This window comes from Streptomyces sp. BBFR25 (assembly GCF_044590125.1).
GTDB classification, from domain to species: Bacteria; Actinomycetota; Actinomycetes; order Streptomycetales; family Streptomycetaceae; genus Streptomyces; species Streptomyces canus_D.
Genome location: NZ_CP172447.1, coordinates 7,504,610 through 7,518,426 on the forward strand (window position 1 = coordinate 7,504,610; position 13,817 = coordinate 7,518,426).

Here is a 13,817-nt window from a genome sequence, read left to right on the forward strand (position 1 = left end):
GCCCTGCTCGTCGCCTCGCTCACGATGATCCTGATCGCCGGCGCACTGCTGCTGTACCGGATCTGGTACGGCCCCTCGATGCTGGACCGCGCCGTCGCCCTGGACGTGGCCGCGGCGCTCATCATCGCCGGCATCGGCGTCAAGGCCGCCCACGACCGCGACTCCTTCTACTTCCCCGTGATGCTGGTGCTCGCCTTCCTCGGCTTCACCGGCTCGGTGGGCATCGCCCGCTTCATCGCCCCACGCGACCGGCCCTCCGTGCGGGCGGACGGCAGGCAGGACCACCGGTGAACGCCTGGGCCGAGGCCGCCGACCTGGCCGGAACCGTCCTGCTGTTCCTCGGCTGCCTGCAGTGCCTCCTCGGGGTGATCGGGATGCTCCGCTTCCCCGACGTGCTCTCCCGCAGCCACGCCGCCACCAAACCGCAGACCCTCGGGATGCTCCTCGTCCTGGTCGGGGTGGCGCTGAGGCTGCGCCACGGCACCGACGTGGGCACCCTCGCGCTCATCGCCTTCTTCCAGTTCCTCACCGGCCCGGTCGCCTCCCACCTGGTGGCCCGCTCCGCCTACCGCACCGGGCAGACGGGGTCCCGCGGCCTGCTCAGGGACGACCTGGACCCGCAGCTCAGCGACGGGGAACAGCGGGAGGAATAGCCCCGGGGAGCGGTCAGTCCACGCAGCCCACGTGTGCCAGCGCCTGCTTCAGCAGCACCCCGTGCCCGCCCGGCATCTCGCTGCGCACCGCCTCGGAAAGGGCCTCGCGCGGGTCGAACCAGACCAGGTCGAGGGCGTCCTGACGCGGCCGGCAGTCACCGGTCACCGGCACGACGTAGGCGAGCGAGACCGCGTGCTGCCGGGGGTCGTGGTAGGGCGTGACACCGTGCGTCGGGAAGTACTCGGCCACCGTGAACGGCTGGAGCGAGGACGGCACCCGGGGCAGCGCCACCGGGCCGAGGTCCTTCTCCAGGTGGCGCAGCAGGGCGTCCCGCACCCGCTCGTGGTGCAGCACCCGGCCGGAGACCAGCGTCCGGCTGACCGTCCCGTCGGGCCCGATGCGCAGGAGCAGGCCGACGCTGGTGACTTCGCCGCTGTCGTCCACCCGCACGGGCACGGCCTCGACGTACAGGATCGGCATACGGGCGCGCGCCATCTCGAGTTCGTCGCTCGTCAGCCAGCCCGGCGTGGTTTCGGTCATGTCAGACATCGCTTGATCATACTTTCAGCCGTTCGTACTTCCCGGGCGGCGCTCCGGGACTGTGACCCGTCCCACGCCGCTCAGCCGTCGTCCGCCGGACCGCCGGGCAGCCGGTAGACCCGCCGGGCGTTGTCCCGTCCCGCCCAGCGGGCCAGGCGCAACGCGTCCGGCAGGGACAGCTCGTCGGCGTCCAGCCGCTCCTGCAGCAGCCCGGCCAGTCCGCGCCGGAAGGCCAGCGCCCCCAGGTAGTGGAACTCGGCCGGGCCGTAGGCGTCGGAGCTGTAGAGCAGCTTGCGGAACGGGGTGATCTCCAGCGCCTCGGCGAGGATCGAGCCCGCCCGCGCGGGGCCCACGTGGTGCAGGGTGAGCCCCACGTCGAGGTACACCCGCTCGAAGACCGCGGACAGATAGGCCGCCTGGCGCTGGTAGGGCCAGCAGTGCAGCAGCAGGACCGGGATCGTGCCGGCGGTCAGGTGCAGCCAGTCGGTCAGCAGGGCCGGGTCCACCCGGTGCAGGCGGATGTCGCTGTCGCCGAACCCGGTGTGCAGTTGCAGCGGCCGCCCGAGGTCCACGGCGGTCCACAGCAGGTGCCGCACCAGCACCGGATCGTCGAGTCGGCCGCCGCCGCGCGCGAACCAGTGCCGCGCCGCCTCGGTGACCTCGGCGGGCGCGGGACGGGCGGGGTCCAGGTCGAAGCCGGTGCGGTAGGCCGCCACCGACTTGACGCCCACCACGCCGGGCTGCCGCACCGCCTCCCACGCGGCGGCGCGGAACGCCCGCGCGTACGCGTCCGGTTCGACTCCGGCCGCCGCCACCGCCTCCGCGACGCCCTCCAGCCGGACCACCTCGTACGCCTTCGCGCCCGCCGCACCGGCCAGCTCGGCCGGTCCCGTCACACGGTGCGGGGCGTACCCCGTGTCCACACAGAACACGCCGGTCCGCGCGGCCCGCAGGAACCGCCGGTTGACCTCGGCGGCGCCCAGCTCCCACCGCCGGGCCACGTACACGTCGGCGGGCGAGTGGCGCGGCAGACCCAGCAGGGGCGCGCAGTGGCGGCGCACGGCGAGGCCGACGGGGCTGTCGAAGGGGGAGACGCCGGGCCACGCCTCGCCCTCGGTGAGCAGGGACTCGAAAGCCGCGCGGTGCAGGTCGTCGGTGACGGCGCCGTGGCAGTGGTGGTCCACCAGCTCCAGCGCGGCGAGCCGCTCGTGCACGGGTCCGGCGGCCATCTCAGTACGTCCAGCGGTAGGCCGCCGCCACGCCGTCGTCGTCCAGCCCCTCGGCCGACCGGGCCTCGCCCAGCCGTACCGCGGTCACCGCGTCGGCCAGCACTGGACCCAGCGCCTCGCGCAGTAGGCCGTCGGCCCGGAAGGCCGCCACCGACTCGGTGAGCGTGAGCGGCAGCCGCCGCACGCCCCGGGCCGCCGCCTCGGCGGTGTCGAGCCGGGCCGGGTCGCCGGTGGTCTCCTCGGGCAGCGGCGCCGACGAGGAGAGCCCGTCCAGGCCCGCGGCGATCACCGAGGCGAGGGCGAGATAGGGGTTGGCGGCGAGGTCGACCGGTTTGACCTCCAGGTTCGCCGCGCGGTCGCGGTTCCCTGCGGTGCCGGTGACGATCCGCAGCGCGGCCTCGCGGGTCTCCCGGCCCCAGGCGGTGAACACTCCGGCCCACTGCGAGGGGCGCAGGCGCAGCCGGCTGGCCGGGCTCGGCGCGGTGATTGCCGTGAGCGCCGGGAGCCGGCCGAGGACTCCGGCCACGAAGGACTCGGCCTCGCCGGTCATGCCGTACCGGCCCGTGCCGCCCGCGTGCAGGTTCTTCCCGCCGCGCCAGGCGGAGAGGTGGAGGTGCCCGCCGTTGCCGACGCCCTGTCCGAGGACCGCGGGGGCGAAGGAGACCCGCAGACCGTGGCGCCGGGGCACCGCCCGGATCGTCTGCCGCACCAGCACGCTGTGGTCCGCCGCCGCCACCGGGTCGAGCGCGCCCACCGAGACCTCGAACTGCCCGGCCGCGTACTCCGGGTGGAACTGCTCCACCTCCACGCCCTGCGCCGCGAGCGCAGCCAGCAGGTCGGCGGCGCAGTCGCTCAGCTCGACCTGCCGGGTCGCGCCGTACGCCGGTCCGGACACCGCCGGGACGAACGCGTCGCCGTCCGCGTCGCCCCGCCCCAGCACCCACTCGATCTCGACGGCGGCCCTGAAGGTGATCCCGTGCCGCTCGGCGGCCTCGGCCACGGTGCGGCGCAGGACGGTGCGCCCGCACGCCGGATGCGGTGCGCCCTCCTGCGTGATCCGGTCCACCGGCGCCCACGCCCAGCCGGTCTGCGCCGCCAGTACGGTCAGCCGGTCGAGGTCGGGGTAGAGGCGCAGGTCGCCGTCGGGGGAGCCGAGGACGTCCGTGGTGACGATCGAGTCGTCGGCCAGGAAGGTGTCGAACACCGGCGACATGCCCACGCCCCAGGCCGTGGCCGCGGCGAGCCTGGCGGTGGGCACGGTCTTCACCCGGGCGATCCCGGCGGTGTCGACGTACGCCAGCACCACGCCGTGCACGCCCCGCCCGGTCAGTTCGCCGGTCAGCGCGGTGGCCCGCTCGACCTCGCCGGGGCGCCCGCCGGGCACGGGGTCGCTGTCGCTCACGTCTCGGCTCCTTCGCGGGTGCGCCGTCCGTCGCGCACCATTGTGCCGCCCGGTGATCACCCTGTCCGGGTTTCGGTGGATGTGCGCACGACGCGATGGAGCCCGGCCGGATCAGTCCAGGTCGCCGGGGAGCGGCGAGGGGGTGCCGCCGTCGAGGACGGTCTTGAGGCGCTCGGTGCCCTGGCGTACCGCCTGCTCGACGGAGTCGGTCTGCCCGCCGTCCAGGCCGCCGCCCATGACGGTGACGGCGGAGGTGTCGACGCGGACGGTGGCGATGTCCAGGGTGAGCGTGGCCGGGCCCCCGTCGGCGTCGCCCCGCACGGTCACCCGCAGCCCCGTGCGGGCGTCGCCCACGTCGGGCACCGACGCCTCGGTCACCTGGACCGTGCGCTCGGCGCCCCCGGAGCCGGTGGCGGTGAACTCGTCGCAGGTGTCCGGCAGGGTCCGCAGCCACTTCATACGGGCGTCCAGACCGGCGCGGTCGTACCCCGCGACCTGTTCGAACAGGCGGGAGTCGCCCTGCTCGAAGCCGGTGAGGGCCGACGGCCCCGAGGACTCGCCCAGCAGGTCGTCGCCGTAGAGGGCGTCCAGCAGGGCCTGGCAGTCCGTCGCGTTGGACTTGGCGGTGAGGAAGTCGGCCACGTCGACCTTGCCGACGAGCAGCCGGTCGCGCCACTTGTCCGCGCCCTGGACCTGGTTCCAGCCGCCCTCCAGGTCGGCCTCGGTGAGCAGCGCGGCCTTGGCGCCGGACTCGGTGAGGGTGCCGGGGGAGGCGCTGGGCGAGCCGGTCGGGGAGGTCGTGGGGGAGCCGCTCGGGGTCTGCTGCGCCGCGTTCCGCTCGGCGACCCCGGCCTGTTCGGCGGCGGTGTCCGAGGCGCTCTGCGACCCGCCGCCGTCCGAGCAGGCCGCGGTGGTCAGCAGCGCGCCCGCCGCCAGGGCGCAGGCCAGGAGACGGGCGGGGTGGGACGGACGACGGCTCATCGCGGGATGCCTCCTGGGACGGGAAACGGTGTCCTCAGCGCATCACCGGGGCCGGGGGCCCACCAGCGCACGGGCCTGTTCGGGTGACCGGCGCGGCCGGACGGCGGGAGCGGGCCGCACCGCCGGGCCCGGCGCGCTCAGCCGACGCGGTCGAGGGTGTCCTCGGCCACGTCCTTGTCCACCGCCGCCCGCACCAGCGCGGCCGCGAGGACGGCGGGTTCCGTCTTCCCGGCCAGGGAGAGGAGGCGGTCCGGGTCACCGGGCAGGCCGAGGCGCTCCGCGCCCTGGAGGGCCTTGCGGTCCAGCAGCGGGCCCGCCTCGGGCCAGACCAGCTGTGCCTCCCGCAGGAAGATGTCCGCGCCGGTCGGCCCGACCCCGCGGAACTCCTGGAGCAGCCGCCGCAGCCCGGAGACGTCGCCGTCCGCCTCCTCGCGGAGCCGGCGCAGGTCACCGCCCCACCGCTCGGTCAGCAGCTCGGCGGCCTCGCCGAGCTGGGTGGCGGTGCGCTCGTCGTAGCGCCGGTAGCCGCCCCGGCCGAGCGCGTCCACCCGCTCCTGCCAGGTGGCGTCGGCCATGCGGCGCGGGTCGCGCAGTCCCGCCTCGCTCAGGGAGCGGGCGGTGGCGACCGCGATGGAGCCGCTGATGCGGGCGCTGAGCAGGTGCGCGAGGACCAGGAGCCGGTACAGCGGCTGCGGGGTGTCCTTCAGCCGGATGCCCGCCTCCTCGGCGTACGTCTGCCCGTGCGCGTCGACGAGTTCGCGCACGGTCCGCCGTTGGTCGCGGCCGGCCGTCACGGCTTCAGCGGGTCGTGACCGACCGTCATGAGCCGGTGCCGCAGCCGGGTGTCGTCGGCCTGGGGCTCGTTCTCCAGGTCGGCCTGCGCGGTCACGGTGTCCACGACCTTGCGCATCGCCCGCAGGTCGTCCTCGGTGAGGTCGGTGCGCCGCTTCTGCAGGATCGCCAGGACGTGCTGTCCCAGCGGCGGTCCGGCGTCGTCCGGCAGCGGCTCGGTCAGCTCGCCGGAGTCGCGCACCCGGAGCCAGTCCGCGAGTTCCGCGGAGGTCATGTTCACCACGCGGTGGAAGTCCTCCCACAGCGCGTCGAGTTCGAGGGCGTCGGCCATGAGGGGTCCCTCATTTCGTCGTGCGTACGTGCGTGTCGCGAGGTCAGCCGGAGCAGCGCGGCCCGCTCTGCCTCGTCGGTGCCGCCCCACACGCCCGACGTCTGCCCCGACTCCAGGGCGAACGTCAGGCACTCGGGGGTCACCGGGCATCTGGCGCAGACCCGCTTGGCGGCCGCCGTGTCCCGCAGGGCGGGTCCGGCGGTGCCCACCGGGAAGAAGAGATCGGGGTCCTCATCCACGCAGGCGGCGCGGCGCAACCACTCCATGCGGGCGCGGGTGCCCATGGGGCGCGGGGGGCAAACGCCCGGCGGGCCCGGTGGGAAGTCCGGCGGACCACGAGGCGGACGCCGAGACGGACGCCCGTCGCTTCACCGGGCGAGCACGCCGTCCAGGAAGCGCGTGACGTCCGCGAACACCTCCGCCCGGTTGGTCTCGTTGAAGACCTCGTGCCGGGCGCCCGGGTAGATCCGCACGGTCAGGTCGCCGCCGCTCAGCGGTTCGACGCCGACGCGGCTGCCGGGCAGCGGCACCAGCCGGTCGTCGTCCCCGTGCACCCACAGCAGCGGCAGCGGGCCGACGTCGCCGCCCTCGGCCACGGCCGCCAGCGTCCGGACGAACGCCTGAAGGGTCGGCCGCTTCATCGGCCCGTGCCACACCAGCGGGTCCGCCGCGTACGCCGCTCCCACCGCCGGGTCGCGGGAGAGCGAGGCCGGGCTGATCGGGATGTCGGGGATCTCCTCCAGGGCGAGCAGCCGGCGCGGCAGCTCCCAGTCGCCGATGACGGGCCCCGACAGCACCAGCGCCGTCAGCTCGCCGGGGTGGCGCTGGGCGTAGCGGGAGGCGATGAGACCGCCCATGGAGTGTCCGATCATGACGACCGGCAGGCCGGGGTGGGCGGCCCGGGCGAGGTCCGCCACGGCGTGCACGTCGGCGACCACGTCCTCGAAGTCCTCGATCACCACCCGCTCGCCGTCCGAGCGCCCGTGCCCGGTGTGGTCCGGCGCGTAGACGACCGCGCCGTGCCCGGTCAGGACGCCCGCCACCTCCTCGTAGCGCCCGGTGTGCTCGCCGTACCCGTGGACCAGCAGCGCGACGTAGCGAGGACGCCCGGCGGGCCACTCGCGGACGGCGATCCGCCCGCGTGTTCCGGTCAGCGTGTGCTCGCGGGCCTCGGCCATGGCTCCTCCGGCTGGGTCGGTGACGGTCCTCCGGAGGATCTTCCCAGGACGCCGTCCGGCGGTCTATAGTCCAAAACTAGCAGTGCTAATTAAGGGTAGTGCTCATCAAGGTTCGTGGTGGTCGACGCGGCGGCGGTGCGCCGTCCGCCGACCGCGCGACGACGGTCAGGAGTCCCTCGTGCGTCCCGTCCACTTCGCGGCCGCCCGCCGCACCCCGATCGGCAAGCTGCGCGGCGCGCTGTCCGCCGTACGGCCCGACGACCTCGCCGCCGCCGTGATCCGGGGCCTGGTCGCCGACGTGCCCGCGCTGGACCCGGCCCGGATCGACGACGTGTACTGGGGCGCCGCCAACCAGGCGGGCGAGGACAACCGCAACGTCGCCCGGATGGCCGCCCTGCTCGCGGGCCTGCCCGAGACCGTGCCCGGCGCCACCGTCAACCGGCTGTGCGCCTCCGGTCTCGAAGCCGTCACCGCCGCCGCCCGCACCGTCGCCGCGGGCGAGGCCGACATCGTGCTGGCCGGCGGCTCCGAGTCCATGAGCCGCGCCCCCTTCGTGCTGCCCCGCCCCGACGAGGCGCTGCCGCACCGCATCGAGACCGCCGACACCCGGCTCGGCTGGCGCCTGGTCAACCCGGCCATGAAGGACCTACACGGACTGCTCGCCATGGGGGAGACGGCCGAGGAGGTCGCCGAGCGGTACGGCGTCCCGCGCGAGCGCCAGGACGAGTTCGCCCTGCGCAGCCACCGCCTCGCCGCCGAGGCCCGGAAGAACGGCCACTTCGACGACGAGATCCTCCCCGTCGAGCGCCCCGACGGCGTGGTCGTCGACACCGACGAGTGCGTCCGCGAGGACACCTCCCTGGAGAAGCTGGGCAGCCTCAAGCCCGTCTTCCGCCCCGGCGGCACGGTCACCGCGGGCAACGCCTCCCCGATGAACGACGGCGCCGCGGGCCTCCTCCTGGTCAGCGAGGAGGCGCTGAACGACCTCGGCCTGGAGTCGCTGGGCCGCTACGTCGCGGGCGCCTCGGCCGGTGTCCACCCCGACGTCATGGGCATCGGCCCGGTTCCGGCCACCCGCAAGGTCCTCGCCCGGGCCGGCTGGAGCGTCGACGACCTCGCCGAGGCCGAGTTCAACGAGGCGTTCGCCGCCCAGGCCCTGGCCTGCGTCGACCAGCTCGGCATCGACCCCGACCTGGTCAACCCCACCGGCGGCGCCATCGCGCTGGGCCACCCGCTCGGCTGCTCCGGCGCCCGCATCCTCACCACCCTGCTCCACCGCATGCGCCGCACGGGGGCCGGCCGCGGGCTGGCCACGATGTGCGTGGGCGTGGGGCAGGGCAGCGCGGTCCTCGTCGAACGCCACTAGGCCGGGCCCCGACCGCTAGAGCCACCCCCTCTGCAGAGCCGCAGCAAGGAAACGGAGCAACACCCCATGGCAACCCTCTCCGTCGCCGCAATCCTCGCCGAGAACGCCCGGCGCCGTCCCGACAAGGAGGCGCTGGTCGAGGGCGACCTGCGGCTGACCTTCGCCGAGGTGTGGCGGCGGGCCCGCGCCCGGGCCGGAGCCCTCGTCGGCCTGGACGTCCGGCCCGGGGACCGGGTGGCGCTGATGGCACCGAACACCGCCGACTTCCCGGTCGCGTACTACGCCGTCGCCGCGGCCGGAGCCGTCGTGGTGCCGGTGCACCTGCTGCTGTCGGCGGCCGAGGTCGAGCACGTCCTGCGCGACAGCGGCGCCACCCTGCTGCTGTGCCACCCGGCGCAGGCGGAGACCGGAGCGGCCGCCGCGCGGGAGACCGGCGTACGGGTGATCACGCTCGGCGAGGAGTTCGACAAGCTCGCGGCGGACGCCGAGCCGCTGCCCGCCTACGTCACCCGCGACGCCGACGACCCGGCCGTCGTCTTCTACACCAGCGGCACGACCGGTGTCCCCAAGGGCGCCGTGCTCAGCCACTTCAACCTCGTGATGAACGCGACGGTCAACGCCTTCGACGCCAACGACATCCGGCCCGACGACGTGGCGCTCGGCGCGCTGCCCCTCTTCCACGCCTTCGGCCAGACCGTCTCCCTGAACTCCACCTGGCGGGCGGGCGCGACCCTCGTCCTGCTGCCGCGCTTCGACGCGGCGCGGGCGATCGAGCTGATGGTGAAGGAGGGCGTCAACACCTTCCACGGGGTGCCGACCATGTTCGTCGCCCTCGCCGCCGCGGCGGCCGGTGCCGAGGCCCTGCCCGAGCTGCGGGTGTGCATCTCCGGCGGCGCCTCGCTGCCGGTGGCCGTCCTCGAACGGTTCGAGGCGGCCTTCGGGGCGAAGATCTACGAGGGGTACGGGCTGTCGGAGACCTCCCCGGCGGCGGCCGTGAACCAGCCGGTGTTCGGCGCCAGGCCCGGCACCATCGGCCACCCGCTGTGGGGCGTCGACGTGGAGATCGCCCGCGCCGAGGTCGAGGACGCGGTGGAGCTGCTGCCGCCCGGCGAGCTGGGCGAGGTCGTCGTGCGCGGCCACAACGTCTTCTCCGGTTACCTGGGCCGCCCCGAGGCCACGGCTCAGGCGCTCGTCGACGGCTGGTTCCGCACCGGGGACCTGGGCACCAAGGACGAGGACGGCTTCCTCAGGATCGTCGACCGGAAGAAGGACGTCATCATCCGGGGCGGCTACAACGTCTACCCGCGGGAGGTCGAGGAGGTGCTGCTGCGCCACCCCGGCATCGCACAGGTCGCCGTCATCGGCCTCCCGGACGACCTGCACGGCGAGGAGGTCTGCGCCGTGATCGTGCGCGCCCCCGGCACGACGCCCGGCGCGGCGGCGGACGCCGGGGAGGTCATCGAGTGGTCCAAGCAGCACCTGGGGCGGCACAAGTACCCGCGCCGCGTGGAGTTCGCGGACGAGCTGCCGCTCGGGCCGAGCATGAAGGTGCTGAAGCGGGAGCTGCGCGTGCGGTACACCGACCGCTAAGGACCGATGGGCGAGACGGTGCTTACCGGGCCGCCGGGGGTGCGCATAGCATCGGTCCCCGCAATGGACACCATCACGCTCTGGCACCTCACCGGCTGGGAATTCGCCGCCCTCGCCTTCGCGGCCCTGCTCGTCGGCTTCTCCAAGACCGCGGTGAGCGGCGCCAACACGGTCAGTCTCGCGATCTTCGCGGCCGTCCTGCCCGCCCGCGCCTCCACCGGCATCCTGCTGCCGGTCCTGATCGCCGGTGACGTCCTGGCCGTCCTCACCTACCGGCGCCACGCGCACTGGCCCACCCTGTGGCGGCTGTTCCCGGCGGTCGGGGTGGGCGTGGTCGTCGGCACCGTGTTCCTGGTGTGGGCGAACGACGCGGTCGTGCGCACGTCGATCGGGGTGATCCTGCTCTTCATGGCCGGGGTGACGGTGTGGCGCCGGCGGCAGGCCGACGCCACCGAGCGGCCCGACGAGGTCACCTCGCGCACCGGCCGCGCGAAGGCCCGCTCGTACGGCGTCCTGGGCGGGTTCACCACCATGGTCGCCAACGCGGGCGGTCCGGTGATGTCGATGTACCTGCTCTCCGCGGGGTTCCGCAAGCTCGGCTTCCTGGGCACGTCGGCGTTCTTCTTCCTGATCGTCAACGTCTCCAAGCTGCCCTTCAGCGCGGGGCTCGGCCTCATCGACGGTCCCTCGCTGCTGCTCGACGCGGCGCTGGTCGTCTTCGTGGTGCCCGGCGCGTTCCTCGGCAAGTGGGCCGTGAACCGGATCAACCAACGCCTGTTCGAGCGTCTGGTGATCGCGGCGACGGTCGTGGGCGGTCTGCAGCTTCTGCTCGCCTGATCCGCTGCGGGAGACCGTTGCTGAGGTCCTCCACCAGCAGGCGCTTGGCGATGGCGTCGACGGCGGCACGCAGTTCCGCGTCGGAGGGCCGCCCGATGTCCCGCTCCACCCGGTCCTCCAGCCAGGTCGCCCACGCCCGGCCGATCACCAGGGCCTCGCGGGCACCCGCCTCGGTGTGGGAGAGCAGGGAGCCGTGCCGGGTCAGGAACCCCTCCTCCACCATCCGGTCGAAGACCGGCAGCAGCACCTCCGGCGGCAGTCTGCGGCGGGCGGCGATCAGGCCGAGGCTGGCGTGCCCGACCAGCCGGGTGAACAGCTCCACCTGCATCACCGCCCAGGCCCCCGCGACGTCCAGCCGGGTGTCGCTGTCCGCGATGATCCGGCGCGCGGTGTCCAGCTCCGTACCGCCGATGATCTTCCCGACGGAGGCCTCCAGCGTCCGTCGGCTGCTGGCGTCGTGCGGTGAGGCGAAGCCCTCGCCCATGTCCGTGGAACCCGCGCGGGCGCTGTCGCGCAGCTGGACCTGCTTGAGGAACAGTGCGACCAGCAGGCCCAGGACGGCGACCGGTACCGTCCACAGGAACACGGTCTGGATGGTGTCCGCGTACGCACCGACGATGGGCGCCGACGCCCGGGGCGGCAGCTGGTGCACGCCCTCCGGACTGGTCGACGCCCTGGCGATCACCGACGGGTCGGCGGCGCCGGTGCGGGCCGCGTCCGCCACGCCGTCGCGCAGGTTGGGGCCGAGCGCGTTGGCGTAGATCGTGCCGAACACGGCGGTGCCGAAGGAACTGCCCAGCGTGCGGAAGAAGGTGACGCCGGAGGTCGCGGTGCCCAGGTCGGTGTACTCGGCGGTGTTCTGCACGGCGATGGTCAGCACCTGCATGGACAGGCCGATCCCCGTGCCCAGCACGAACATGTACAGCGACTCCAGCCCCGCGCCCGTGGCCGGACCCATCAGCGACATCAGGTACAGGCCGACGCCCATCACCAGCGTGCCCGCGATCGGGAACAGCCGGTACCGCCCCGTCTTGCTGACCACGTTGCCGCTGAACACCGAGGCGATCAGCAGCCCCGCCACCATCGGCAGCGTCCGCACCCCGGAGACGGTGGCCGAGTCGCCGTCGACGTACTGCAGATACGTCGGCAGATACGTCAGCGCGCCCAGCATCGCGAAGCCGACGACGAAGCTCAGGATCGAGCAGACCGTGAACACCGGGTTGGAGAACAGCCGCATCGGCAGCATCGGTTGGGCGGCCCGGGTCTCCACCCAGCAGAACAGGCCGAGCGCGATCAGCCCGCCCGCGAACAGGCCGATGATCACGGCCGAGCCCCACGCGTACTCGTTGCCGCCCCAGCTCGTCGCCAGGATCAGCGCGCTGGCGCCGACCGCGACCAGCGCGATGCCCAGGTAGTCGATGACGGGGCGGGCGGCCGACTTGACCACCGGGATGGTGCGGGCGGCGGCGATCACGACGACGATCGCGATGGGCACGTTGACGTAGAACGCCCAGCGCCAGGACAGGTGGTCGGTGAACAGCCCGCCCAGCAGCGGGCCGATGACGGTCGCGACGCCGAACACCGCGCCGATCGCACCCTGGTACTTGCCCCGCTCCCGCAGCGGGATGACGTCCGCGATCAGCGCCATCGACGTCACTATCAGGCCGCCCGCGCCGATGCCCTGCACCGCCCGCCAGATGATCAGCAGCGGCATGTTCGTCGCGAGCCCGCACAGGAACGAGCCGGTGATGAACACGACCGCGGACACCTGGAAGACCACCTTGCGGCCGAACAGGTCACCGAACTTGCCGACCAGGACCGTCGCCACGGTCTCCGCGAGCAGGTACGAGGTCACCACCCACGACATGTGCGCGGCACCGCCCAGGTCCGACACGATCGTGGGCAGCGCGGTGCCCACGATCGTCTGGTCCAGGGCCGCGAGGAGCATGCCGAGCATGATCGTGACGAAGACGACGTTGCGGCGCCGCCGGTCCAGCACGGGCGGCTGGGCGGCAGCGGTCCGCGGCGGTTCCTCGGCGACTGTCACACGGTCACGATCACACCGGTGCACCGGCCACGCATGCGGGAACGGTCCGCCCGGGTGTGCCCGGGGACCCGGTCGGGCCCGGCCCGGTCAGCGGTCGCCGGGGTTGCGCCGCAGCAGGTACGTGTCCATGATCCAGCCCTTGCGCTCCCGGGCCTCGGCGCGCAGCCGCTCGATGCGGGGCGCGGCCTCGGCGATCGGGCCACAGGCGAGGATCTCGTCCGGGGTGCCCAGATAGGCACCCCAGTAGATGTCGATGTCCTGGTCCGCGTACCGCCGGAAGGCCTGGTGGGCGTCCAGCATCACGACGACGTCGTCCACGTCCTCGGGGAAGCCCTCCGCGAGCCGCCGCCCGGTGGTGATCTGCACCGGCCGCGCCACCCGGTTCAGCCCGGTCCGGTGCCGGGCGACGAGGGAGGAGACGCTGCTGATGCCCGGTACGACGTCGTACTCGAAGGCCACCTCGCCGCGCTCCAGGATCTCCTCCAGGATGCCCAGCGTGCTGTCGTACAGCGCCGGGTCGCCCCACACCAGGAACGCGCCGCTCTCGTCCTCGCCCAGCTCCTCGGCGATCAGCCGCTCGTAGATGCCCGCGCGGGCACTGCGCCAGTCCCCGACGGCGGGGGAGTACGCCGCGCCGCCCGCCCTCCGGTCCCGCTCGGGGTCGCGTGCCTCGACGACCCGGTAGGTTCCCTCCGGTATGTGTGTCTCCAGCATGTCCCGGCGCAGCCGCACCAGGTCGGCCTTCGCCTCGCCCTTGTCCAGGACGAAGAACACGTCCGTGCTCCGCAGCGCCCTGACCGCCTGGAGCGTCAGCTGGTCGGGGTCGCCCGCGCCGATACCGATCACATGAATTGTCCGCACGCCACGAGT

15 protein-coding genes are annotated in these 13,817 nt (G+C 73.8%); 5 read left to right on the forward strand and 10 right to left on the reverse strand.

The genetic code is table 11. The features are described 5' to 3' along the window. Positions 1-24 precede the first annotated feature (24 nt). A complete protein-coding gene (locus ACGH52_RS33585) occupies positions 25-291 on the forward strand; it encodes a monovalent cation/H+ antiporter complex subunit F (RefSeq protein ID WP_247699921.1) in 267 nt (88 codons plus the stop codon). Continuing rightward, on the forward strand, positions 288-653 hold the full coding sequence (mnhG, locus tag ACGH52_RS33590; protein ID WP_059297122.1) for a monovalent cation/H(+) antiporter subunit G: 366 nt from the start codon (positions 288-290) through the stop codon (positions 651-653). Before ACGH52_RS33585 ends, mnhG begins: the two co-directional genes overlap by 4 nt. A gap of 13 nt (positions 654-666) precedes the next feature. Here the strand turns inward: mnhG and ACGH52_RS33595 are convergent, their stop codons facing one another. The 8 genes from ACGH52_RS33595 to ACGH52_RS33630 all read right to left on the reverse strand — a co-directional run bounded on the left by ACGH52_RS33595 (position 667) and on the right by ACGH52_RS33630 (position 7,107). Continuing rightward, positions 667-1,194 carry an NUDIX hydrolase family protein gene (locus tag ACGH52_RS33595; protein WP_059297121.1) on the reverse strand — a complete coding sequence of 176 codons (528 nt, stop codon included), beginning with the start codon at positions 1,192-1,194 and terminating at the stop codon, positions 667-669. Between the two features lie 80 nt (positions 1,195-1,274). Further along, positions 1,275-2,423, reverse strand: a complete 1,149-nt coding sequence (locus tag ACGH52_RS33600) for an amidohydrolase family protein (RefSeq protein WP_399944872.1) — start codon at positions 2,421-2,423, stop codon at positions 1,275-1,277. A gap of 1 nt (position 2,424) precedes the next feature. Continuing rightward, positions 2,425-3,825, reverse strand: coding sequence for a glutamine synthetase (locus tag ACGH52_RS33605; protein ID WP_399944875.1), 1,401 nt, complete (start codon positions 3,823-3,825; stop codon positions 2,425-2,427). A gap of 111 nt (positions 3,826-3,936) precedes the next feature. Then, complete coding sequence (locus ACGH52_RS33610; RefSeq protein ID WP_399944878.1) at positions 3,937-4,806, reverse strand: hypothetical protein; 870 nt, start codon at positions 4,804-4,806, stop codon at positions 3,937-3,939. A 137-nt stretch (positions 4,807-4,943) separates the two neighbouring features. Continuing rightward, positions 4,944-5,600, reverse strand: coding sequence for an endonuclease (locus tag ACGH52_RS33615; RefSeq protein ID WP_399944881.1), 657 nt, complete (start codon positions 5,598-5,600; stop codon positions 4,944-4,946). Next, complete coding sequence (locus tag ACGH52_RS33620) at positions 5,597-5,929, reverse strand: DUF3140 domain-containing protein (RefSeq protein ID WP_059297116.1); 333 nt, start codon at positions 5,927-5,929, stop codon at positions 5,597-5,599. Before ACGH52_RS33620 ends, ACGH52_RS33615 begins: the two co-directional genes overlap by 4 nt. After that, a complete protein-coding gene (locus ACGH52_RS33625) occupies positions 5,875-6,213 on the reverse strand; it encodes a WhiB family transcriptional regulator (protein WP_374103173.1) in 339 nt (112 codons plus the stop codon). The genes ACGH52_RS33620 and ACGH52_RS33625 overlap by 55 nt, the downstream gene beginning before the upstream one ends. Before the next feature lie 84 nt (positions 6,214-6,297). Beyond that, positions 6,298-7,107, reverse strand: coding sequence for a lysophospholipase (locus ACGH52_RS33630; protein WP_399944885.1), 810 nt, complete (start codon positions 7,105-7,107; stop codon positions 6,298-6,300). A gap of 178 nt (positions 7,108-7,285) precedes the next feature. Here ACGH52_RS33630 and ACGH52_RS33635 point away from each other — a divergent pair, with 178 nt between their 5' ends. The 3 genes from ACGH52_RS33635 (at position 7,286) to ACGH52_RS33645 (ending at position 10,900) form a co-directional block, all read left to right on the forward strand. Continuing rightward, entirely contained in the window at positions 7,286-8,473 is a 1,188-nt protein-coding gene (locus tag ACGH52_RS33635; RefSeq protein ID WP_399944887.1) for a thiolase family protein, read from the forward strand. Between the two features lie 66 nt (positions 8,474-8,539). Beyond that, complete coding sequence (locus tag ACGH52_RS33640) at positions 8,540-10,063, forward strand: long-chain fatty acid--CoA ligase (RefSeq protein WP_399944890.1); 1,524 nt, start codon at positions 8,540-8,542, stop codon at positions 10,061-10,063. A gap of 63 nt (positions 10,064-10,126) precedes the next feature. Next, positions 10,127-10,900 carry a sulfite exporter TauE/SafE family protein gene (locus ACGH52_RS33645; protein ID WP_121704132.1) on the forward strand — a complete coding sequence of 258 codons (774 nt, stop codon included), beginning with the start codon at positions 10,127-10,129 and terminating at the stop codon, positions 10,898-10,900. On the opposite strand, the gene ACGH52_RS33650 is transcribed toward ACGH52_RS33645, so the two are convergent. Further along, the gene (locus ACGH52_RS33650; protein WP_399944893.1) at positions 10,827-12,947 is read right to left on the reverse strand and encodes an MDR family MFS transporter; all 2,121 of its coding nucleotides are present in this window, start codon (positions 12,945-12,947) and stop codon (positions 10,827-10,829) included. The genes ACGH52_RS33645 and ACGH52_RS33650 overlap by 74 nt on opposite strands. Positions 12,948-13,034: 87 nt before the next feature. Continuing rightward, positions 13,035-13,808 carry a precorrin-6A synthase (deacetylating) gene (cobF, locus tag ACGH52_RS33655; RefSeq protein ID WP_059297110.1) on the reverse strand — a complete coding sequence of 258 codons (774 nt, stop codon included), beginning with the start codon at positions 13,806-13,808 and terminating at the stop codon, positions 13,035-13,037. Between the last annotated feature and the right edge of the window lie 9 nt (positions 13,809-13,817).

Bases quoted from the DNA above. Each gene is read 5' to 3' on its own strand.
- ACGH52_RS33585 (WP_247699921.1), top strand. From the start codon at position 25: ATGATCCTGATCGCCGGCGCACTGCTGCTGTACCGGATCTGGTACGGC.
- ACGH52_RS33595 (WP_059297121.1), bottom strand. From the start codon at position 1,194: ATGACCGAAACCACGCCGGGCTGGCTGACGAGCGACGAACTCGAGATG.
- ACGH52_RS33600 (WP_399944872.1), bottom strand. From the start codon at position 2,423: ATGGCCGCCGGACCCGTGCACGAGCGGCTCGCCGCGCTGGAGCTGGTG.
- ACGH52_RS33610 (WP_399944878.1), bottom strand. From the start codon at position 4,806: ATGAGCCGTCGTCCGTCCCACCCCGCCCGTCTCCTGGCCTGCGCCCTG.
- ACGH52_RS33620 (WP_059297116.1), bottom strand. From the start codon at position 5,929: ATGGCCGACGCCCTCGAACTCGACGCGCTGTGGGAGGACTTCCACCGC.
- ACGH52_RS33625 (WP_374103173.1), bottom strand. From the start codon at position 6,213: ATGGGCACCCGCGCCCGCATGGAGTGGTTGCGCCGCGCCGCCTGCGTG.
- ACGH52_RS33630 (WP_399944885.1), bottom strand. From the start codon at position 7,107: ATGGCCGAGGCCCGCGAGCACACGCTGACCGGAACACGCGGGCGGATC.
- ACGH52_RS33640 (WP_399944890.1), top strand. From the start codon at position 8,540: ATGGCAACCCTCTCCGTCGCCGCAATCCTCGCCGAGAACGCCCGGCGC.
- ACGH52_RS33645 (WP_121704132.1), top strand. From the start codon at position 10,127: ATGGACACCATCACGCTCTGGCACCTCACCGGCTGGGAATTCGCCGCC.